Here is a 20,115-nt window from a genome sequence, read left to right on the forward strand (position 1 = left end):
CACCATGTCCTGGCTCGAAAAACTCCTGCCCTCCAAGATCCAGCAAACCGACCCCGCCGAGCGCCGCCAGATGCCCGAGGGCCTGTGGGTCAAGTGCCCGAGCTGCGAGGCCGTGCTCTACAAGACCGACCTGGAGCACAACCAGAACGTCTGCCCCCAGTGCAGCCACCACCACCGCATCGGTGCGCGCGCGCGGCTCAACCTGTTCCTGGACGGCGAAGGCCGCTACGAAATCGGCCAGGAAGTCCTGCCCGTCGACGCCCTCAAGTTCAAGGACAGCCGCAAGTACCCCGAACGCCTGAAGGAGGCGCTGGAGAACACCGGCGAGACCGACGCGCTCGTCGTCATGGGCGGCTCGGTCAAGAGCATCAACGTGGTCGCCGCCTGCTTCGAGTTCGACTTCATGGGCGGCTCCATGGGCAGCGTGGTCGGCGAGCGCTTCGTGCGCGGCGTGGAAACCGCCATCGAGCAGAAGGTGCCCTTCCTGTGCTTCACCGCCACGGGCGGCGCGCGCATGCAGGAAGGCCTGCTGTCCCTGATGCAGATGGCCAAGACCAATGCCGCGCTCACGCGCCTGGCCAAGAAGGGCCTGCCCTACATCAGCGTGCTCACCGACCCGACCATGGGCGGCGTCTCCGCAGGCTTCGCCTTCGTGGGCGACATCGTCATCGCCGAGCCCAAGGCCCTGATCGGCTTCGCCGGCCCGCGCGTGATCGAATCCACGGTGCGCGTCACCCTGCCCGAGGGCTTCCAGCGCGCCGAATTCCTGCAGACCAAGGGCGCCGTGGACTTCATCTGCGACCGGCGCGAGCTGCGCGACACCGTGGCCCGCAGCCTGGCCATGCTGCAGCGGCTGCCGGCGGACGCAGTGGCCTGAGCGCCAACGCTGCCCCCATCAAAAAGACCGCCCTGCCCGGCGGTCTTTTTTTTGCATCCCGCTCCTCTAATGAGAGCTGCCAGCGCTTGACTGGCAAGCGCGGGAGGCCAAAAACATGCCTACTCCAGCGCTGGCGGCCTCACGGGTGAAAGCGCAGCCCCTGCGCCGCACGGTCCCGCAGCCAGGCCGAGGGGCGGAAGCGCTCGCCGAAGCGGTCGGCCAGCACGTCGCAGCGCTGCACGAAGGCCGCACAGCCCACGGTGTCGATATAGGAGAAGGTGCCCCCCGTCCACGCCGGAAAGCCGAGGCCCAGCAGCGCGCCCAGGTCGCCGTCGGCTGCCGAGGTCAGCACGCCCTCTTCCAGGCAGCGCGCGGACTCCATCGCCTCGATGCACAGCATGCGACCCATGACGGTGTCCAGATCGGGCTGCTCGCCGCTTTGCGGGAACTGCTGCGCCAGCCCCGGCCACAGGTGCTTGCCGGATTTGGGATAGTCGTAGAAACCGCCGCCGCTCTTGCGGCCCAGGCGCTGGAGCTGGTTCATGCGCTCCACCGCGGGCTGGGCGAGGGTGCGCAGGAATTTTTCCTCCAGCCCGTCCTTGCGCGCCTGGCCGATGACCAGGGCCTGCAGGTCCAGCGACACCTCGTCGGTCACCGCCAGCGGCGCCGTGGCGAAGCCCGCCTGCCGCGCGGCGTTTTCGATGAGCGCGGGGTTCACGCCCTCGGCCAGCATCGCCATGCCTTCGTCGATGTAGGCGCAAAAGATGCGGCTGGTATAGAAGCCCGAGCTGTCGTTAACCAGTATGGGCGTCTTGCCCAGCCGCGCGGCCAGGTCCAGCGTGCGGGCGACGGTGGCCGGGTTGGTGCGCGCGCCCAGGATGATCTCCAGCAGCGGCATGCGCGGCACCGGCGAGAAGAAGTGCATGCCGATGACCTGCTCCGGTGCGGCCCATGCGGATGCCAGGCCGCCGATGGGCAGCGTGGAGGTGTTGCTGGCCCAGACGAAATGCACGGGCCGGTCGGCCAGCACAGGCGCGGCGCGGGCCATCAGGTCGGCCTTGACGGCGCGGTCCTCGAACACCGCCTCGATGACGAATTCGCAGCCGTGCAGGCGCTGCAGATCGGCCGTGGGCTCGATGCGCTGGGCGATGGCCGCGGCGCGGTCGCCGTGGCCGCGCGCCAGGGCCGCGGCGATCTTGCCGTGCGCGGCCTGGGCGCGCTCGGCGCTGGTGTCCACCATGACCACGTCGATGCCCGCCGCCGCAGCCACCTGGGCGATGCCCGCGCCCATCAGGCCCGAGCCCAGCACGCCCAGCTTGCGCACGGGCTGCTCGGGCACATCCGCCGGGCGGCGCACCAGTTGCCGCGCCTGGGCCTGGTGCAGCCACAGGGAGCGGATCTGGTTGGCCGTGGCCGGCTCGGCCAGCGCCTGGGCGGCGCACTGCGCCTCTACCTTCAGCGCCGCGTCGATGGGCAGTTGCGTGCCTTCGTAGACGGCCGAGAGCAGGGCCAGCGGCGCGGGCTGGGTATCGCTGGGCTTGCGCAGGCGAGCGATGTTGTCGGTGAAGCTGCGCCCTGCATGTGCAGCCATCGCGCCCGCACCGCCCGGCAGGCGGTAGCCCTTGGCATCCCACGGTGCCTGGGCCTGCGGGTGGGCCAGCAGCCATGCGCGCGCATCCTGCAGCGCCTGCGCCAAAGGCTGCACGCCGCTCAAAAGGCCCATTTGCCGGGCAGCGTCCGCCTCCCAGGTATCGCCCGCCAGCAGGCCATTGAGCACGGCGGGAATGCCCGCGAGGCGCGGCAGGCGCTGCGTGGCGCCCGCGCTCGGGGGAAGGCCGCGCTTGACCAGCGGCAGGCCCAGCCGTGCGCCAGGCACGGCCCAGCGCGCATGGCAGGCCAACGCGAACTCGAGGCACAAGTCCATGCATGCGCCCTCAATGACGATGGCGATGGGGTTGGGCAGGCGCTCCACCGCGCGCAGCAGGCCGGAGCGGCGCTGCAGCACTGCGGCGATGGCATGGGCATCGCCCGCGCGGCACAGATCGAGCCACGCCTGCGCGCCCGCTTCGGGCAGCCATGACGGGCCGCTGGCGTGCAACAGCACGCCCTGCACGTCGGCGCGTTCGGCAGCGGTCTGCAATGCGGCCACCAGCGCTTCGAGCTGCGGCGGGCAGACCGCGCCGGCCTCGCCGGGTTGAGCGTCCAGGCGGATGAGAGCGATGCCGCCCTCTTGCAGCGTCAGAGGAAATTGATCCGTCATTTCAAACTCTTTCGATGATGAGGGCGGTGGATTGGCCGGCAGCCGCGCACAGCGTGACCAGCCCGGTGTTCAGGTCGCGGCGCTCCAGTTCGTCGAGCAACGTACCGAGCAGCATGGCGCCCGTGGCGCCCAGCGGGTGGCCCAGGGCGATGGCGCCGCCGTTGGGGTTGATGCGCTGCGGGTCGATGCCGAAGTGGCGCGCGTAGCACATGGGCACGACGGCGAAGGCCTCGTTGACCTCGAACAGGTCGATGTCCCGGATGGACATGCCCGCGCGCGCCAGCGCCTTGTCGGTCACCGGCATCGGACCGCCCAGGCTGAGGAGCGGCTCGTCGGCGCAGGTGGCGGCGGCGCGGATGCGCGCGCGGGCACGCAGGCCGCCGCGTTCGCCGAAGCCGCGGCTGCCCAGCAGCACGGCGCAGGCGCCATCGACGATGCCGCTGGAGTTGCCGCCGGTGTGGATGTGCGCGATGCGGTCCAGTTGCGGGTAGCGGCGCAGCACGATCGCGTCGTAGCCCAGCGCGCCGGGCTTGTCGAACACGGGCTGCAGCCTGGCGAGGTCGGCCAGCGTGGTGCCGGGGCGGTGGGCTTCGTCGCGCGCCAGCACCACGTTGCCCAGCCGGTCGCGCACGGGCACGAGCGAGGCATCGAACCAGCCCGCGTCCACCGCCTGCGCGGCGCGGCGCTGGCTTTCGACGGCGTAGGCGTCCACCTCGTCGCGGGTGATGCCGCCCAGCGCGGCCATCAGGTCGGCGGCCACGCCGTTGGGGATGTAGGGGTAGCGCTTGCCGACGTCCGGGTCGGTATAGACCGCGCCGCCGTCGCTGCCGATGGCCACGCGCGACATGGACTCCACGCCGCCGCCGATGGCCGCATCCGCCTGGCCCGAGGCGATGAGGCCGAAGCCCATCTTCACCGTGTCGAGCGCCGAGGTGCAGAAGCGGTTGAGCTGGTAGCCCGAGACGGTGTCGCCGTAGCCCGCCTCCAGCAGCGCCACGCGCGCGATGTCCGCGCCCTGCTCGCCGATGGGCATGACAACGCCCAGGCCCACGTCGTCGATGGCGCGCGGATCGAAGCCGTTGCGCTCGCGCAGCGCGCGCAGCGTCTGCGACGCCAGCTGCACCGGCGTGATGGGGTGCAGCGCGCCGCCGGGGCGGCCCTTGCCGCGCGGCGTACGCACGTGGTCGTAGATGAAAACGTCTTGCATGGATGGGCCTACTTGCTGGTGAGCAGATGGGTGCCGAAGCGCTTGCGCAGCTCCAGCTTGGAGAGCTTGCCGGTGGCAGTCAGAGGAATCTTGTCTACGAACACCACGGCATCGGGCATCCACCACTTGGCGATCTGGCCTTCGAGGCCGGCCAGCACCTGTTGCTGCGTCAGCGCGGCGCCCTCGCGCGGCTGCACGACCAGCACGGGCCGCTCGCCCCACTGGTCGTGCTGGGCGGCGATGCAGGCCGCCAGCTCCACGCCGGGCACGGCCATGGCCAGGTTCTCCAGATCGACGGAGGAAATCCATTCGCCACCGGACTTGATCACGTCCTTGCTGCGGTCGGTAAGGCGCATGAAGCCGTCGGCGTCGATGAGCGCCACGTCGCCCGTGGGCAGCCAGCCGTCCTCTGTCACCGCATCCGCGCCGGCGCCGTAGTAGCGCCGGATGACCCAGGGCGCCTTCACCTGCAGATCGCCCGGCTGGCCGCTGCCCCAGGGGATCTCGCGGCCTTGCCCATCGACGGTGCGCAGGTCGCCGCCCGCCACCACGCGGCCCGCCGTCTGGTAGATGGTGCGCTGCAGCTCGGCCAGCGGCACGCCCTGGTGGTGCGGCAGCGGCTGGGTAGTGGTGGTCATGGCGGCCGTCTCGGTCATGCCCCAGCCCTGCGTGACCTGCACGCCCATGGCGGCATAGGCCTCGACCATCGACAGCGGCGTGGACGAGCCGCCCAGCAGCAGGCGCTGGAGCGTGCGGAAACGCAGGCCGTTCTGCTGCAGGTACGACAGCACGTTGAACCAGATCGTGGGCACGCCGATGGACAGGGTGACGCCCTCGGCCTCGATGAGCTGGTGCAGCGACGCGCCATCGAGCTTCGGCCCCGGCAGCACCAGCTTGGCGCCGGTGAGCGTGGCGGAAAAAGGCGACTCCCACGCATTCGCATGGAACATGGGCACCGCCGGCATCAGCACGCTGCAGGCCGAGACGTTCTGCGAATCGGGCAGCGCCACCGCGTAGGCGTGCAGCACCGTGCCGCGGTGCGTGTACATCACGCCCTTGGGCTGGCCCGTGGTGCCGGACGTGTAGCACAGGAAGGCGTTGGCGCGCTCGTCGAAGTCGGGCCAGGCCATGCTGCCGTCCTGCGCTGCCAGCAGCGCCTCGTAGCTGCCGGGCTGCGATGCGGGGGCGTCGATGGGGATCCAGTGGCGCACGCCGGGGCACTGGGGCTTGATCTTCTCGACCAGCTCGGCGAAATCCTGCGCGTAGCACAGCGCCACGTCCTGCGCGTCGTTGACGATGTAGACGATCTGCTCCAGGAACAGGCGCGGGTTCACCGTGTGGCAGACCGCGCCCACGCCGGTGACGCCGAAGTACAGCTCATAGTGCCGGTGGTCGTTCCACGCCAGCGTCGCCACGCGGTCGCCCTGCTGCACGCCCAGCGCCAGCAGCGCCTGGCCCAGTTGGCGCGCGCGCAGCTCGCAGTCGGCATAGGTGTGGCGCACGGTGCGGCCGTCGATGACCGAGACGATCTCGCCGCGCCGGTGGTGGCGCGCCGCGCCGAGCAGCAGGTTCTTAAGCAGCAGGGGCGCGTCCATGGCGTAGGTGGGGGCTGCGTTGTTCACGGGTCTTGTCTCCGGTAGATGTGCGGGGATGATGCAGCGCCCGCGAGGGAGCGCCAATCGTCGGGAGCGACGATTTTTGGGCACGTCGTCGGATCGGACGATTGCCGCCGCCTCCGGCCATCCAGATACTGGCCCGCATGGACAACTACGGAAACACACCATGCCAGGGCCGCTGCACGGATTGAAGGTCGTCGAGATGGAGGGCATCGGCCCCGGCCCCTTCTGCGCAATGGTGCTGGCCGACCTGGGCGCGGAGGTGCTGCGCATCGGCCGCGAGGGCAAAGAGGCCTCGCCCCACGACGTGCTGGCACGCGGGCGGCAGGTGCTGGCGCTGAACCTGCGCGAGCCGCACGCGCGCGATCGTGCGCTGGCCTTCATCGAGCGCGCCGACGTGCTCATCGAAGGCTTTCGCCCCGGCGTGATGGAGCGCCTGGGCCTGGGGCCCGACGTGTGCCTGGCGCGCAACCCCGCGCTGGTCTATGGCCGCATGACCGGCTGGGGCCAGAGCGGGCCGCTGGCGCATGCGGCGGGACACGACATCAACTACATCGCCATCAGCGGCGCGCTGCACGCCATCGGGCAGGCGGGCCAGCGGCCCACGGTGCCGCTCAACTACGTGGGCGACTTCGGCGGCGGCGCGATGCTGCTGGCCGTGGGCATCCTGAGCGCGCTGTGGGAGGCGCGCCGCACCGGCCAGGGCCAGGTGGTGGATGCGGCCATGACCGACGGCGCCGCCCTGCTCTCGGCCATGTTCTACGGCTTCAAGGCCGCGGGCCAGTGGAGCAGCGAGCGCGGAGAGAACCTGCTGGACGGCGGCGCGCACTTCTACGACGTGTATGCCTGCGCCGACGGCAAGTACCTGGCCGTGGGCGCCATCGAGCCGCAGTTCTACGCCGAACTGCGCAGCCGCTGCGGCCTGGCGGACAACCCCGACTTCGACCACCAGACGGACGCGCGCTGGTGGCCCTCGCTGAAGGTGAAGCTGGCCGACCTGTTCTTCACCCGCACGCAGGAGCAATGGTGCGCGCTGCTCGAAGGCAGCGACGCCTGCGTGGCCCCCGTGCTGGACTGGGACGAGGCACCCGCGCATCCGCACAATGCGGCGCGCGGCACCTATGTGGAGGCCAACGGCATGGTGCAGCCCGCGCCCGCGCCGCGCTTCGGCCGCCACGCGCTGCGCGTGCCGCCCGCGCCGCAGCCGGCGGATGCCGACGCGCTGCTCGCGCGCTGGACACAACACCCCACCCAGGAGACGGTTTCGTGATCGATTTCAAACGCAGTTGGGAAGACGGCGACCTCGCCTTGTTCCGCCAGACCGTGGCACGCTTCATCGAGGACGAGATGCAGCCCGGCGACGCGCAGGCGCGCGAGCAGGGCCACGTGGGCCAGGCGCTGTGGCGCCGGGCGGGCGAACTGGGCCTGCTGTGCACCGACATCCCCGAAGAATACGGCGGCGCGGGCGGCGACTTCCGCCACGAGGCGGTGATCGGCGAGGAGCTGTACCGCCGCTCGCTCACCGGCATGAACGTGGCCGTGCACAGCATCGTGGCCCACTATCTGCAGGGCCACGGAACGCCGCAGCAGAAGGCGAAGTGGCTGCCGCGCATGGCGCGCGGCGAGATGGTGGGCGCCATCGCCATGACCGAGCCCGGCGCGGGCTCCGACCTACAGGGCGTGCGCCTGCGCGCGGTGCGGGACGGCGGCGACTACGTGCTGAACGGCACCAAGACCTTCATCAGCAACGGCTTCCTGGCCGCTCTGGTGCTGGTGGTGGCGCGCACCGATCCCGGCGCGGGCGCCAAGGGCATCTCCATCATCGCGGTGGAAACCGACGGCCTGCCCGGCTACCGCGTGGGCCGCCTGCTGGACAAGATCGGCATGAAGGCGCAGGACACGTCCGAGCTGTTCTTCGACGACGTGCGCGTGCCCGCCGCCAACCTGCTGGGCGGCACGGAGGGCCGGGGCTTCGCGCAGCTCATGTTCGACCTGTCGTACGAGCGGCTGCTGATCGGCGTGAATGCGCTGGCGATGATGGAAGGTGCGTACGAAAGCACGCTGCAATACGTGCGCGAGCGGCAGGCGTTCGGCAAGCCGGTCGCGGAGTTCCAGAACACGCGCTTCCAGCTCGCGGGCATCGCTACGCAGATCCAGGTGGGGCGCGCCTTCATCGACCGCTGCGTGGAACGGCAGTTGGCAGGCGAACTGGATGCGACAACCGCGTCGATGGCGAAGCTATGGGCTTCGGAGGCGCTGGGGCGCGTGGTGGACGAGTGCGTGCAGCTCTTCGGCGGGTATGGCTACATGAACGAGTACCTGATCGGGCGCATGTACCTGGATGCGCGGATTCAGCGCATCTACGGGGGGACGAGCGAGATCATGAAGGAAGTGATCGCGCGGGCGATGTGAAAATTTGATAGCTGCCTGCGCTTTCCTACAAAGGATTTCAGTTAGTTTTCTATCTTGAACCCAATGCTGTCAAGCGCAGCCAGCTCACTTTTTAATAGTCAAGGAATCAGCCGCAGCCGCCTGGCCAGTGCCACCGCCTGCGTGCGGCTGCCCGCCCCCAGCTTGGCATTGATGTGCCTCAGGTGGGTGCGCACCGTCGTGTCCGCCACCACCATCTTCTCGGCAATGGCGCTGTTGGAATACCCCTCGGCCAGCAGCTGCAGCACGTGCAGTTCCTTGCGCGTGAGCGGCTCGGCGGGCGGCGCGGGCATGTCCTGCGCGGAGTCTGCATCCAGCGCGATGTGCGCGGATGCCTGCAGCTGGCGCAGGTACTCGGCATAGATCGGGTCGCCCTCCCCGCCCTGCATGGCCGCGAGGTAGGCGGCCAGCAACGGCGTGATCCACGGTGCCTCGTCCAGCACCAGGCGCACGAAGCCTTCGCGGCACGCGGTCTGCAGCAGCGGCTCCAGCAGCGCCGTGGCGGGCCGCCCCGCGCGGTGTTCGGCCAGCGCATGGATCAGCCGCAGCTTGAGCGCGCGGCGGTAGCGGCCCGCGCGCTCGGCGGCAGTGGCCTCAGCGGCGGCATCGCCTGCGGCGGCCAGCGCGTCGCCGAAGCAGGCGTCCCAGCGCAGCTGCGCGAGCGCGGGGTATTCCAGGTCTTGCGCCAGCAGCCGGTAGCCGTCCTGCGCGCCGCCGTCGCACGGCGGGATGGCGCTGGCGCGGCGCAGCTCGTCCTGCGCGGCGCGGCTGTTGCCCTGCTGCATGAAGATGCGCGCGCGCTCCAGGTGCGCGGCGGCCACCACGCGCGGCAGGTGGCGCAGGTGGCCCAGGTGCTCCAGTTCGGTCAGCGTGTGCAGGGCACTGTCCACGTCGCCCGCGGCGAAGGCCAGGCGCGTGCGCAGCGCGTGGCCCAGGATCATGTGGTCGGGCAAGCCCACGTCGCGCGCCATCGGCAGGTAGATGTTGAGCAGGTGGTCGGCCTTCTCCAGCCGGTTGGCCTCGTACATCGCGTAGGCGTAGAGCACGCCCGCCCAGGCGTTGCCGTGGCTCTGGTTGAACGTGGCCTGGTGCGTGGATTCCACGGCGATGCGAAAGCGCGCCGTGGCCTGGCGCATGCGGCCTTCGAACAGGTCGAACATGCCCTCCAGCGACTCGGCGTACATGCGGTTGAACGTGCTGCCGCCGAAGCGCGAGCGCGCCACGCCCAGCAGCCGGCGCGATTCGTCGGTATGACCCAGCACCGAGGAGATGTTGGCCATCAGGTTGAGCAGCGCGCTGTCGGCGAACGGCAGCTCCGAGGGCAGCGCCGCCAGCGCCTGCTGGCCGACGGCGTAGGCGTCGGCATAGCGGTCCTGCAGCGCCAGCAGCATGGCGCGCAGCGCGAGGTAGTGCGCTGCTTCGCCCTCGGCGGGGCGCGCGTCGCCGCAGCCCATCTGCGCCAGCGTCTCGATGGGGCCGCGCGTGAAGCAGGCGGCCCACAGCGCCAGGTGCGTGAGCCGCTCGTGGCCCTGCAGCGCGGCCGGGCTGACGGCCTGGAACCAGCGGTCGAGCAGGCGCAGCCGCCCCTGCTCCACGAAGGCTTCGGCATGCGCGGCCAGCAGCGCGATGGCGCGCGCATGGTCCTGCGCGAGGATGGCGTGGTCGATGGCGGGCACGGGGCGGCCCTCGGCCTCGTAGGCATGCGAAGCGGCCGCGTGCAGCTCGCGCACCTGCGCCCCCGGCTGCTGCGCCAGCCGCGCGTGCAGGAACGAGGCGAACAGGCTGTGGTAGCGCCAGGTGGGCGGCGCGTCGCCGATGCGCGTGAGGAACACGCCGTGCGTCGCCAGGTGCTCCAGCATGGCCGCGCAGTCGGTCTGCGGGCACAGCGCGGCGCAGACCGGGGCGGTGAGCTGCTTGAGCACGCTGGTGCGCAGCAGGAATTCGCGCACCTCGGGCGGCTCGTGGGCCAGCACGTCCTCGGCCAGGTATTCGGCCAGCGCCTGGTCGGAGCCGGAGAAGCTCTCGGCCAGCGCCACCGTGTCGCGGCGGCGCTGCAAGGCCAGCGACGCCAGCCACAGGCCCGTGGCCCAGCCTTCACAGCGGTTGTGCAGGGTGACCAGCGCATGCTCGGGCAGTTGCGCATCGCGGTTGCGCAGGAATGCGCGCGTCTCCTCTAGGCTGAATCGCAGCTGCGCCGGGCCCACCTCGACAAGCTGCCCGCGCGCGCGCAGGCGGCCCAGACCCAGGTCGGGCCAGCCGCGGCAGCCCACCACGAGCTGGCCGCCGCGCGGCAGGCGCTCGATCAGCTCGCGCAGCAGGCCGAGCACACCCGCGTCGCGCAGCGTGTCCAACTCGTCCATGAAGAAGGTGAAGGCGCTTGGATGCGCGGCAATGGCGTCCACCGCCTCCACGGGGCTGCGCGGCGGCGCGCTGGCGATGCCGGCCTGCACCATCATCTCGCCCAGGTAGTGCAGGAAGCGCGAGAGGTCGTTGTCCAGCGCGTCCAGCGTGAGCCAGGCGACGGTCTGGCCGCGTGCCTCCAGCGCGCGGTGGCACTGCATCATCGCCGTGCTCTTGCCGAAGCCCGCCGGTGCGCGCACCAGCACCACGCGCGCGGCGGTGGGAGCATCCAGCCCCGCCGGGTGGCGGGTCAACTGATGGGGCGCAGCGGCCGGGGGCGTGAGTTTGGTGGTGAGGCGAGGGATGTGGGCCGGTGTCATGGCACGGGCGAATCTACCCGGTTTCTACCCCTGTTTCTTCACCAGCTTGCAGGTGCTCTGCTCGATGGGACGAAAGGCCTTTTCCGCGGGAATCACGGCCTTGAGCTTGTAGTAGTCCCAGGGCTTCTTCGACTCCTCGGGCGCCTTGACCTCGAACAGGTACATGTCGTGCACCATGCGCCCGTCCTCGCGCACGCGGCCGTTCTCGGCGAACACGTCGTTCACGGGCAGCTTCTTCATCGCCGCCACGGTGGCCTTGGCCTCGTCGGTGCCCGCGGCCTGCACGCCCTTGAGGTAATGCAGCACGGCGGAATACGTGCCCGCCTGCACCATCGTCGGCATCTTCTTGCGCTGCTCGAAGAAGCGCTGCGACCACGTGCGGCTGGCGTCGTTGCGGTCCCAGTAGAAGCCGTCGGTCAGGAACAGGCCCTTGGCGGCCTTCAGGCCCAGCGCGTGCACGTCGGTGATGTGGGTAAGCGACGCGGCGATCACCTGCCTGGGCGTCACGCCGAACTCGGCCGACTGCTTGAGCAGGTTGGCCGAATCACCCGCCGCGTTGGCCATGCCGATCACGTCGGCCTTGGAGGCTTGCGCCTGCACGATCTGCGACGAGAAGTCGCCCGCGCCCAGCGCGTGCCTGGCACTGCCCACCACCGTGCCGCCGGCGGCCTTGATGGCTTCCTCGAAGCCCGCGCGCAGCGCCTTGCCGCCGGCGTAGTCGGCCTCGATGAAGAACCAGCTCTTCTTGCCCGACTCGGTGATCGCGCGCGCCGTACCCTGGCCCTGCGAATACTCGTCGTAGGCCCAGTGCATCGTCGTGGCGTTGCAGTCGTCGTTGGTGATGCGCAGCGACGCGGGGCCGACCGGGATCACCACCTTGTTCTTCTCCACGGCCAGGTTCATCACGGCCAGCGTCACGGCCGACGAGGGAATGTCGGTCACCATGTCCACGCCCTCGCGGTCGAACCAGGTGCGCGCGATGGAGGCGCCGATGTCCGGCTTGAGCTGCATGTCCGCCGAAAGCAGCTTGATCTTGAAAGCGGGCTTGTGCTGTGCGACAAAGTCGTCGATGGCCATCTGCGCGGCCAGCACCGAGCCGCGCCCGCTCGCGTCCGAATACACGCCCGACAGGTCCGTCAGCACGCCGATGCGCACCTCTGCGTCGGAAATGCCCTGCGCCGCGGCATGGTGGGCCAGGCCCGCCAGCGCCAGGGCGGCGGTCATGGTGCGCAAGGATGAAAGGGCGTTGCGTGGCATCTGCGTTGTCTCCTGGATGTGAATTGAGGCTGGCGCATTGTGGACAGGCGCACGGGCGCCGCACATCGTCCGATGCGACGATTCCGCCCCGCACCGCCCTCCGCGTTAACCCTGCCTGCACTGCCTGGCGACGCGCAATTCGTCGTAACGGACGATGCGGCGTCGGCGCGATCTCCAGATACTGCCGGCCATGCCATCGCCGCTCAACCACCGCCCCGTCCTCGTCGGCCAGGGCGAAATCACCCTCAAGACCGCTGACCTGTCGCAGGCCCGGGAACCCCTGGCGCTGATGGAGGCCGCCGTGCGGCGCGCCTTCGAGGACGCGGGCGCGCCCGGCGCCCTCGCGCTGGTCGATTCGATCGACGTGGTCTCCGAATACTCCTGGCCCTACCCGGACGCACCCGGCCAGCTCGCGTCGCGCCTGGGCATCGCGCCGGCGCGGCAGGCGTACGGCGAGGTGGGCGGCGAATCGCCTGTCCGCTTCATCCACGAGGCCGCGCTGCGCATCCAGCGCGGCGAGTCCCGCGTGGCGGTGGTCGTGGGTGCGGAGTCGGAATATTTCGTCCAGGCAGCCCGCAAGGCGGGACAGGCGCTGCCGTGGTCGCCCCGCAACCCGCAGGCACACCTCAAGCGCGGCACCGACTGGCTGCGTCCGCTCGCCGTGCAGCTGGGCGTGGCCAGCCCCGCCAGCGTCTACCCGTTCTACGAGAACGCCACGCTGGCCGCCTGGGGGCAGACGCCCGCCGAGGCCTTGGAAGACAGCGGCCGCATCTGGTCCGGCTTTTCGCAGGCGGCCCAGGCCAACGCCTCGGCCTGGTCGCGCCAGGCCCTCGCGCCCGAAGACATCACCGCCATCACGCCCGCCAACCGGCTCATCGCATGGCCGTACACGGTGCGCGTCATCGCCAACCCGCAGGTCAACCAGGGCGCGGCCGTGGTGCTCATGGACGCGGCGCTGGCGCAGCAGCTGCAGGTGCCCGAGCGCCAATGGCTGCACCTGTGGGGCGGCGCGGCGGCCAGCGAGCCGGAGGACTACCTGGACCGGGCGGACTACCGCAGCGTGCCCGCCCAGACCGCCGTGCTCGGCGCCGCCCGGCAATGGCTTGCCGACCCGCTGCAGGACTGCTGCATCGAGCTCTACAGCTGCTTTCCCGTCGTGCCCAAGCTCGCGCGCCGCGCGCTGGGCCTGCCGGCGCATGCGCCCCTGAGCTGCACGGGCGGGCTGAGCTTTTTCGGTGCGCCGCTGAGCAACTACATGACGCATGCCACCGCGGCGGTGATGCGCCGGCTGCGGCAGCCCGGCGCCCCCATGGGGCTGCTGTATGGCCAGGGCGGCTACGCGACCAGCCACCATGCGCTGGTGGTGTCCTCCCGGCCCGCGCCCCACCCGCTCGACGAGCACTACAGCGTGCAGGCGGCGGCCGACGCGGCGCGCGGCCCGGCGCCGGCGCTGGACCTGCGCTACAGCGGCCCGGCGCAGCTGGAGACGCACACGACGCTGTTCGAGCGCGACGGCAGCCCCCGGCACGGCGTGGTGATCGCCCGCACACCGCAATCCACGCGCGTGCTCGCCTGCGTGCCCGCATCGGACACGCAGGCGATCGGCCTGCTGACCAGCCCCCAGGCATCGCCCGTGGGCCTGCGGGGCACCGTGGCCCTGCAGCACGACGGCACGCCGCGCTGGCATTTCGCCTGACCCCTTCCACCGACCGAAAAAAGGAGACACCCTCATGACCCATCGCACCCCGCGCCGCCATTGGCTCGGCTGGGCCGCCGCCGCGGCGCTGCTCGCCAGTGCACCCGCCTACGGCCAGAAGGCCCCCGTTCCGCCCGAGGTGGCGGCTTTTCCCAACAAGGTGGTCAAGCTGGTGATGCCCTTTCCCGCCGGCGGCGCGGGCGACATCCTGGCCCGCATCCTGGCCGACGGGCTGACCCATGAATGGAAGCAGCAGGTCATCGTCGAGAACAAGGCCGGCGCCTCCGGCATCATCGGCAACAACCAGGTGGCCAAGTCCGCGCCGGACGGCTACACGCTGCTACTGACCATCACCTACCTGGTGCAGGCCCCGTCGCTGGGCGTGAAGCTGCCCTACGACGTGCTCAAGGACTTCACCCCGCTGACCCGCGTCGCGGATGCGCCGTCGCTGCTGGTGACGACGGACCCGGAGATCACGAGCGTCAAGCGCTACGTGGAGCTGGCCTCGGCCGCGCCGGGCAAGTATTCCTACGGCACCTATGGCACGGGCACCACCTCGCACATCTACGCCGAGCTGTTCAACAAGCGCAACGGCATCCAGGGCGAGGCCATCGCCTACAAGGGCGCGGCGCCGCTGCTGCAGGACATGCTGGGCCGCCAGCTGGGGCTGTCGTTCGTCGACCTGGCCACCTCGCTGCCCTACATCAAGGCCGGCAAGATGCGCGCGCATGCCGTGGTGGGCACCAAACGCTCGCCCCTGCTGCCCGACGTGCCCACGTTCACCGAGCTGGGCTACCCCGGCCTGGAGGTGGTGGGCTGGTACGGCGCCTTCGCGCCCGCAGGCATGCCGCCCGCGCTGGCCGACAAGATCCGCACCGCCATCGAGAAGGTGGTGCGCCAGCCCGAGACACGCCAGCGCATCCTCGACATGGGGCTGGCGCCAGCCTCGGGCGCACCCGAGAATTTCCAGGAGCGCATCCTCTCCGACCTGGTGAACTGGCGCCGCGTGGTCCAGCAAAGCGGTATCTCGCTCGAATGACGCGCAGCCTGAACCACTGCGCCGCGTTCACGGGCGCGGCCGAGCTGGGCTACCAGCGCGGCGTGAGCGAGTTCTCCACGCTGTCGCTGCAGCTGCAGGCGGGCCTGGCGGCGGCGCGCGATGCCGGGGTGGCACCGGCCGAGATCGACGGCGTCATCGCCATGTCCAACGGCTCGGCACTGGCCGAGGACTTCGTGCAGGCCTTCGGTATCCGCGACCTGCGCTTTTCCGCCATGGTGCCCATGGGCGGCGCCAGCCCGGTGGCCGCGCTGCAGCTGGCCGCCGCCGTGATCCAGGCCGGCATCTGCCGCCACGTGCTGCTGCCCACGGGGCGCGACGGCCGCGGCGGCGACGCCACCGCCCGCATCGCGCAGCTGCAGGTCTTCCGCGGCGTGGCCGAGTTCGAGATGCCGCTGGGCGCGTTCGCCGCGCCGCAGCTCTATGCAGCCATGGCCCGCCGCCACATGCACGAGTACGGCACGCGGTCCACCGACTTCGCGGAGATCGCGGTGGCCATGCGCCACCACGCCAGCACCCAGCCCAACGCGCTGATGCGCCGGCCGATGACCATCGACGACCACCAGAACTCGCGCATGGTCGCGGACCCGCTGCGCCTGCTCGACTGCTGCATCGACAACGCCGGCGCCGCCGCCGTGCTGGTCAGCGCCCCCGATGCGGCGCGCGACCTGCGCCGCCCGCCCGTGTGGCTGATGGGCGCGGCCGAAGGCCATCCCGATTCGCCCCTGTCCATCACCCAGCGTCCCGATCTCACGCGCCTGGGCGCCGCCAAGGCCGCGGACCGCGCCTTCGCCATGGCGGGCATCGGGCGCGGCGACATCGACGTGGCCTGCCTCTACGACTGCTTCACCTACATTGTGCTCTGCCAGCTGGAAGACCTGGGCTTTTGCGCCAAGGGCGAAGGTGGCCCGTTCGTGCGCGGCGGGGCGCTCAAGGTGGGCGGCCGCCTGCCGGTCAACCCGCATGGCGGCGCCATGTCCCAGGCGCACATGGTCGGCATGAACCACATCGTCGAGATGGTGCGCCAGCTGCGCGGCGAGGCCGCCAACCAGGTGCCCGGCGCGCGCCACGGCCTGGTGAGCGGCTATGGCGACCTGGGCGACGGCAGCGTCGCCATCCTCTGCAAGGACACGGCATGACCTCCCTCGAAGCCCTCCCCTACCACGAGGCGCTGGCCGCCGGGCACCTGCTGCTGCAGGCCTGCGGCGACTGCGGCGCGCTGCGCCACCCGCCCTCGCCCATGTGCCCGTGCTGCCAGTCGGTGAACGTGCGCTGGCAGCGCTCGGCCGGTGCCGGCGCCGTGCATTCGGCCGTCACCGTGCACCACACCACCACGCCTGCCTACCGCGAGCGCACGCCCTACACCGTGCTGACCGTGGCGCTGGACGACGGCGTGCGCCTGCTGGCTCCCCTGGATTTCGACGCGCAGGCCGTGCCGCCCATCGGCGCGCGCGTGGCCCTGCACTTCGCCCCGCAAACCGACGGCAGCCTGCTGCCCCTCTTCAAGACCGTTCCATGACCCCTACCACCGCTCCCGGCGCGCTGCATTCGCTGTTCTCCCCCCGCTCCATCGCCCTGGTGGGCGCCTCCGAGCGCTCGGCCTGGTCCAACACCGCGCACAAGAACCTGGTCGACTTCGGCTTCACGGGCCGCATCCTGCCCGTGAACCGCAAGGGCGATGCCGTCTACGGCCGCCCCGCCGCCACCTCGCTGCGCGCACTGGGCGAGGCCGTGGACCTGGCCCTGCTGATGGTGCCGCAGGCCGCCGTGGAAGACGTGCTGGACGAAGCGCGGGAGGCGGGCATCCGCAACGCCGTCGTGCTCGCGTCCGGCTATGCCGAGACCGGCGCCGCCGGCCAGGCGCTGCAGGAGCGGCTGCGCGCCAAGGCGCTGGAGGCCGGCATCCACCTCATCGGGCCCAACTGCGTGGGCTTCGTGAACTACGTGCGCCGCACGCCGGTGTTCACCATCACCCCGCCGCTGCCCATCCTGCCGGGCAGCCTGGCCGTCATCTCCCAGAGCGGCGCCGTGGGCACGCTCACCCACCAGTACGCCCACAAGCAGGGCATCGGGCTGTCGCACATCGTCACCACCGGCAACGAGGCGGTGATCGACGTCGGCCGCGTGATCGGGCACATGGCCGACGACCCCGACACGCGCTCGATCGCGGTCTTCATCGAAGCCGTGCGGGACGTGGCGAGCTTCCGCGCGGGTGCCGAGCGGGCGCGCGCCGCCGGCAAGCCCGTGGTGGTGCTCAAGATCGGCCGCAGCGCCGCAACGGCGAAATCCGCGCAGGCCCACACCGGCGCGCTGGTGGGCGACGACCGCGTGTTCGACGCCGTCTGCCAGTCGCTGAACATCCTTCGCGTGGACTCGATCGAGGAGATGGTCGTGACCGCCGAACTCATCGCCCGCACGGGCGTGCTGCGGGGCGACGGCGTGGGCTTCTCGTCGATCTCGGGCGGCATCTGCGAGATCCTCGGCGACCGCGCGGAATCCGTGGGCCTCCACCTGCCCGAGCCCAGCCCCGCCACCGTGCAGCGGCTGCAGGCGGCGCTGCCGGACTTCGGCACGCCGCACAACCCGCTGGACACCACGGGCGCCATCATCCTCGACCCCAAACTCATGGGCGAAACCACCCGCATCCTGCTGGAGGAACCGCGCTTCGACCTGCTCGGCGTGGCCTTCGACGTGCCGATCTCCCAGCAGCAGGAGCGCAGCTACAGCCGCCCCGGCCTGGAGGCCATCCAGCAGGCCGCAGGCGCCGGCGGCATCCCCGCGCTCATTCTGAGTCACACCGCGCAGTCGCTCACGGACCACGCGCGCGGCACGGTCGAGGCGCTGGGCCTCCACTACTTTCCCTGCGGGCTGGAGCTGGCCGTGCCGGCCATCGGACGCGCCGTCGCGTGGTCGCGCGCCATGCGCGAGACGCAGGCCCGCCCCGCCGCCGCACCGCAGCCGGCCGCGCCGGCCGAGCGCACCGAGGGCGAACGCGCCCTGCTCCAGGCACTGGGCCGCTGCGGCGTGCCGGTCATCCCCCAGGCGCTGGCGCGCAACGCGCAGGAGGCCGCAACGGCAGCGGCCGCATGCGGCTGCCCCGTGGCCATCAAGATCGCGTCGCCGGACATCGCCCACAAGACGGAGGTGGGCGGCGTGGCGCTGAACATCGCCACGCCCGAGGCCGCGGCCGCCGCCTGCGACGCGATGCTGGCCGCCGTGGCCCGCCAGGCCCCCGGTGCGCGCATCGACGGCGTGGTGGTCTCGCCCATGCGCGCCCCTGGCGTGGAGCTGCTGGTGGGCGTGCGCTCCGACCCGCTGTGGGGCCCCGTGCTGGCCCTGGGGCTGGGCGGTGTCTGGGTCGAGATATTGAAGGACACGCAACTGCGCCTGCTGCCCGCCACGGAGGACGACGTGCTGGACATGCTCGGCCGGCTCAAGGGCCGTGCCCTGCTGGACGGCTACCGCGGCGCGCCCGCCGTGGACCGGCGGGCGGTGGCGCGTGCCGTCGTGGCCATCGCGCAGGCCGCGCTGGCCCTGGGCCCGCAGCTGGACACGCTGGAGATCAACCCGCTGCGCGCAGGCCCGGACGGCGCGGAAGCGCTGGACGCGCTGGCTGTGTGGAAAGATTGACTCGGACTATCAAAAAAATAGCTGCCAGCGCTTGCCAGTCAAGCACTGGAGGCCATTTTCATGGTGAAACGCCGCTCAGCGCATCACCCCGGCCTGCAGGTGCCCCAGCACGATCATCGCCACCTGCAGCGCCACCAGCGCCACCAGCGGCGACAGGTCGATGCCGCCCAGCAGCGGCAGCACGCGGCGGATGGGGCGCAGCACCGGCTCGCACAGCCGCGCGATCACGTCGCTGATGGGTGAGCGCGTCTGCACCCACGAGAGCACGGCGTAGACGATCAGCAGGCCCATCATTCCCGAGACGGCCACGCGCGCCATGCCGAACAGGGCCATCCATGGCAGCCAGGCCAGGCCCATGGCACCGGCCGAGAAGCCGCCCAGCAGCAGCCACAGCAGCAGGTACTGCGCCAGCTGCACCAGCAGCGCGCCCGCCAGGCTGGGCAGGTCCCAGCGCCCGGCGGCGGGCAGCAGCTTGCGCAGCGGCAGCACCAGCCAGTCGGAGAGCGCGAAGACCAGCCGCCCCACGGGGTTGGCGAAGGAGACGCGCTGCAATTGCATGTACAGCCGCAGCAGGCAGGCGCCCGTGAGCAGGCCGCCGACGACGTCGAGGAGGAAGGAAACGATCTGGAACAGCATGGAGGGGGGCTTGGCCGACGTATTGCGTGGGATGATAGCCATGCCGCATCCACCCCTGCCCCATGCCCCGACCGCTCACCCTGACATCGCTGCCGCTGTTCCCGCTGGGCACCGTGCTGTTTCCCGGCGGGGTGCTGGCACTGCGCGTGTTCGAGGTGCGCTACCTCGACATGGTGCGCAAGTGCCAGGCCGCGGGCGCGCCGTTCGGCGTGGTGGCGCTGGCCCAGGGGCACGAGGTGCGGCGCGCCGGCGCGCCGCCGGAGCAGCTCCACGACGTGGGCACGCTGGCCGTGATCGAGCAGTTGGACGCCCCGCAGCCGGGGCTGATCGTGCTGCGCTGCCACGGCACGGAACGCTTTCGCATCACCCACCGCAGCCACCTGCCGCACGGGCTGTGGGTGGCGGACGTGGAGCAGCTGCCGGGCGATGCCCACGTGCCGGTGCCCGAGGACCTGCGGCGCACGGCCCACGCGCTGGCCCAGGTGCTGGCCACGCTGCGCAGCCGCGAACCCGACGCCGCGCAGACCCCGGCGCCCGCCGCCCTGCAGCTGCAGGACTGCGGCTGGGTGGCCAACCGCTGGTGCGAACTGCTGCCGGTGCCGCTCGATCTGAAGCAGCGGCTGATGGCGCTGGACAATCCGCTCCTGCGCCTGGAGCTGGTGGGCGACGTGCTGGAGCGCACCGGTATTTCACTATGAAATAGGCCTCCAGCGCTTATCTATCAAGCGC

The 20,115-nt window shown here is 71.1% G+C and carries 15 protein-coding genes; 9 read left to right on the plus strand and 6 right to left on the minus strand.

What is annotated here, in order from left to right; all coding sequences use genetic code 11:
- Window positions 1-4 precede the first annotated feature (4 nt).
- Window positions 5-877, plus strand: coding sequence for an acetyl-CoA carboxylase, carboxyltransferase subunit beta (gene accD, locus AVS7_RS19980; RefSeq protein WP_020229835.1), 873 nt, complete (start codon window positions 5-7; stop codon window positions 875-877).
- Window positions 878-1,016: 139 nt separating this feature from the next.
- Here accD and AVS7_RS19985 read toward each other — a convergent pair whose 3' ends face one another.
- From AVS7_RS19985 to AVS7_RS19995, 3 genes are read right to left on the minus strand one after another with little or no spacing between them, the layout of a single operon-like run.
- A complete protein-coding gene (locus AVS7_RS19985) occupies window positions 1,017-3,137 on the minus strand; it encodes a 3-hydroxyacyl-CoA dehydrogenase NAD-binding domain-containing protein (RefSeq protein WP_020229836.1) in 2,121 nt (706 codons plus the stop codon).
- 1 nt (window position 3,138) lies between these two features.
- Window positions 3,139-4,344, minus strand: coding sequence for an acetyl-CoA C-acetyltransferase (locus tag AVS7_RS19990; protein ID WP_020229837.1), 1,206 nt, complete (start codon window positions 4,342-4,344; stop codon window positions 3,139-3,141).
- A gap of 8 nt (window positions 4,345-4,352) precedes the next feature.
- Window positions 4,353-5,939 carry a long-chain-fatty-acid--CoA ligase gene (locus AVS7_RS19995; protein WP_034691279.1) on the minus strand — a complete coding sequence of 529 codons (1,587 nt, stop codon included), beginning with the start codon at window positions 5,937-5,939 and terminating at the stop codon, window positions 4,353-4,355.
- 187 nt (window positions 5,940-6,126) lie between these two features.
- Between AVS7_RS19995 and AVS7_RS20000 the strand changes: the two genes are divergently transcribed.
- Together AVS7_RS20000 and AVS7_RS20005 are read left to right on the plus strand one after the other, a co-directional pair.
- Window positions 6,127-7,230, plus strand: a complete 1,104-nt coding sequence (locus AVS7_RS20000) for a CaiB/BaiF CoA-transferase family protein (RefSeq protein WP_024001936.1) — start codon at window positions 6,127-6,129, stop codon at window positions 7,228-7,230.
- A complete protein-coding gene (locus tag AVS7_RS20005) occupies window positions 7,227-8,372 on the plus strand; it encodes an acyl-CoA dehydrogenase family protein (RefSeq protein WP_020229840.1) in 1,146 nt (381 codons plus the stop codon). Before AVS7_RS20000 ends, AVS7_RS20005 begins: the two co-directional genes overlap by 4 nt.
- Window positions 8,373-8,470: 98 nt before the next feature.
- On the opposite strand, the gene AVS7_RS20010 is transcribed toward AVS7_RS20005, so the two are convergent.
- Both AVS7_RS20010 and AVS7_RS20015 read right to left on the minus strand, forming a co-directional pair.
- Window positions 8,471-11,110, minus strand: coding sequence for a LuxR C-terminal-related transcriptional regulator (locus tag AVS7_RS20010; protein WP_024001938.1), 2,640 nt, complete (start codon window positions 11,108-11,110; stop codon window positions 8,471-8,473).
- A gap of 24 nt (window positions 11,111-11,134) precedes the next feature.
- On the minus strand, window positions 11,135-12,334 hold the full coding sequence (locus AVS7_RS20015) for an ABC transporter substrate-binding protein (RefSeq protein ID WP_234450038.1): 1,200 nt from the start codon (window positions 12,332-12,334) through the stop codon (window positions 11,135-11,137).
- 223 nt (window positions 12,335-12,557) lie between these two features.
- Here AVS7_RS20015 and AVS7_RS20020 point away from each other — a divergent pair, with 223 nt between their 5' ends.
- Genes AVS7_RS20020 through AVS7_RS20040 form a run of 5 tightly spaced genes read left to right on the plus strand, consistent with a single transcriptional unit; the run spans window position 12,558 to window position 18,750 of the window.
- The gene (locus AVS7_RS20020; protein ID WP_020229843.1) at window positions 12,558-14,063 is read left to right on the plus strand and encodes a hypothetical protein; all 1,506 of its coding nucleotides are present in this window, start codon (window positions 12,558-12,560) and stop codon (window positions 14,061-14,063) included.
- Window positions 14,064-14,097: 34 nt separating this feature from the next.
- The gene (locus AVS7_RS20025; RefSeq protein WP_020229844.1) at window positions 14,098-15,102 is read left to right on the plus strand and encodes a tripartite tricarboxylate transporter substrate binding protein; all 1,005 of its coding nucleotides are present in this window, start codon (window positions 14,098-14,100) and stop codon (window positions 15,100-15,102) included.
- Complete coding sequence (locus tag AVS7_RS20030) at window positions 15,099-16,259, plus strand: hypothetical protein (RefSeq protein ID WP_020229845.1); 1,161 nt, start codon at window positions 15,099-15,101, stop codon at window positions 16,257-16,259. Before AVS7_RS20025 ends, AVS7_RS20030 begins: the two co-directional genes overlap by 4 nt.
- Window positions 16,256-16,639, plus strand: coding sequence for a Zn-ribbon domain-containing OB-fold protein (locus AVS7_RS20035; protein WP_020229846.1), 384 nt, complete (start codon window positions 16,256-16,258; stop codon window positions 16,637-16,639). Before AVS7_RS20030 ends, AVS7_RS20035 begins: the two co-directional genes overlap by 4 nt.
- Window positions 16,636-18,750, plus strand: coding sequence for an acetate--CoA ligase family protein (locus AVS7_RS20040; RefSeq protein WP_020229847.1), 2,115 nt, complete (start codon window positions 16,636-16,638; stop codon window positions 18,748-18,750). The genes AVS7_RS20035 and AVS7_RS20040 overlap by 4 nt, the downstream gene beginning before the upstream one ends.
- Window positions 18,751-18,825: 75 nt before the next feature.
- On the opposite strand, the gene AVS7_RS20045 is transcribed toward AVS7_RS20040, so the two are convergent.
- Entirely contained in the window at window positions 18,826-19,386 is a 561-nt protein-coding gene (locus tag AVS7_RS20045; protein WP_020229848.1) for a YggT family protein, read from the minus strand.
- 62 nt (window positions 19,387-19,448) lie between these two features.
- On the opposite strand from AVS7_RS20045, the gene AVS7_RS20050 reads away from it, so the two are divergent.
- Window positions 19,449-20,084 (plus strand): LON peptidase substrate-binding domain-containing protein, encoded by a 636-nt coding sequence (locus AVS7_RS20050; RefSeq protein ID WP_020229849.1) that lies wholly within the window; start codon window positions 19,449-19,451, stop codon window positions 20,082-20,084.
- Window positions 20,085-20,115: the final 31 nt, after the last annotated feature.

Origin of the sequence: Acidovorax sp. MR-S7, from assembly GCF_000400995.2 — a bacterium.
Lineage (GTDB): Bacteria > Pseudomonadota > Gammaproteobacteria > Burkholderiales > Burkholderiaceae_C > MR-S7.

What these genes read in the sequence shown, in the direction of transcription:
- AVS7_RS20040 (WP_020229847.1), top strand. Translation starts at nt 16,636, where the DNA reads ATGACCCCTACCACCGCTCCCGGCGCGCTGCATTCGCTGTTCTCCCCC.
- AVS7_RS19990 (WP_020229837.1), bottom strand. Translation starts at nt 4,344, where the DNA reads ATGCAAGACGTTTTCATCTACGACCACGTGCGTACGCCGCGCGGCAAG.
- AVS7_RS20015 (WP_234450038.1), bottom strand. Translation starts at nt 12,334, where the DNA reads ATGACCGCCGCCCTGGCGCTGGCGGGCCTGGCCCACCATGCCGCGGCG.
- AVS7_RS20025 (WP_020229844.1), top strand. Translation starts at nt 14,098, where the DNA reads ATGACCCATCGCACCCCGCGCCGCCATTGGCTCGGCTGGGCCGCCGCC.
- AVS7_RS20010 (WP_024001938.1), bottom strand. Translation starts at nt 11,110, where the DNA reads ATGACACCGGCCCACATCCCTCGCCTCACCACCAAACTCACGCCCCCG.
- AVS7_RS20050 (WP_020229849.1), top strand. Translation starts at nt 19,449, where the DNA reads ATGCCCCGACCGCTCACCCTGACATCGCTGCCGCTGTTCCCGCTGGGC.
- AVS7_RS20000 (WP_024001936.1), top strand. Translation starts at nt 6,127, where the DNA reads ATGCCAGGGCCGCTGCACGGATTGAAGGTCGTCGAGATGGAGGGCATC.
- AVS7_RS19995 (WP_034691279.1), bottom strand. Translation starts at nt 5,939, where the DNA reads ATGGACGCGCCCCTGCTGCTTAAGAACCTGCTGCTCGGCGCGGCGCGC.
- AVS7_RS20030 (WP_020229845.1), top strand. Translation starts at nt 15,099, where the DNA reads ATGACGCGCAGCCTGAACCACTGCGCCGCGTTCACGGGCGCGGCCGAG.
- AVS7_RS19985 (WP_020229836.1), bottom strand. Translation starts at nt 3,137, where the DNA reads ATGACGGATCAATTTCCTCTGACGCTGCAAGAGGGCGGCATCGCTCTC.
- AVS7_RS20045 (WP_020229848.1), bottom strand. Translation starts at nt 19,386, where the DNA reads ATGCTGTTCCAGATCGTTTCCTTCCTCCTCGACGTCGTCGGCGGCCTG.
- AVS7_RS20035 (WP_020229846.1), top strand. Translation starts at nt 16,256, where the DNA reads ATGACCTCCCTCGAAGCCCTCCCCTACCACGAGGCGCTGGCCGCCGGG.
- accD (WP_020229835.1), top strand. Translation starts at nt 5, where the DNA reads ATGTCCTGGCTCGAAAAACTCCTGCCCTCCAAGATCCAGCAAACCGAC.
- AVS7_RS20020 (WP_020229843.1), top strand. Translation starts at nt 12,558, where the DNA reads ATGCCATCGCCGCTCAACCACCGCCCCGTCCTCGTCGGCCAGGGCGAA.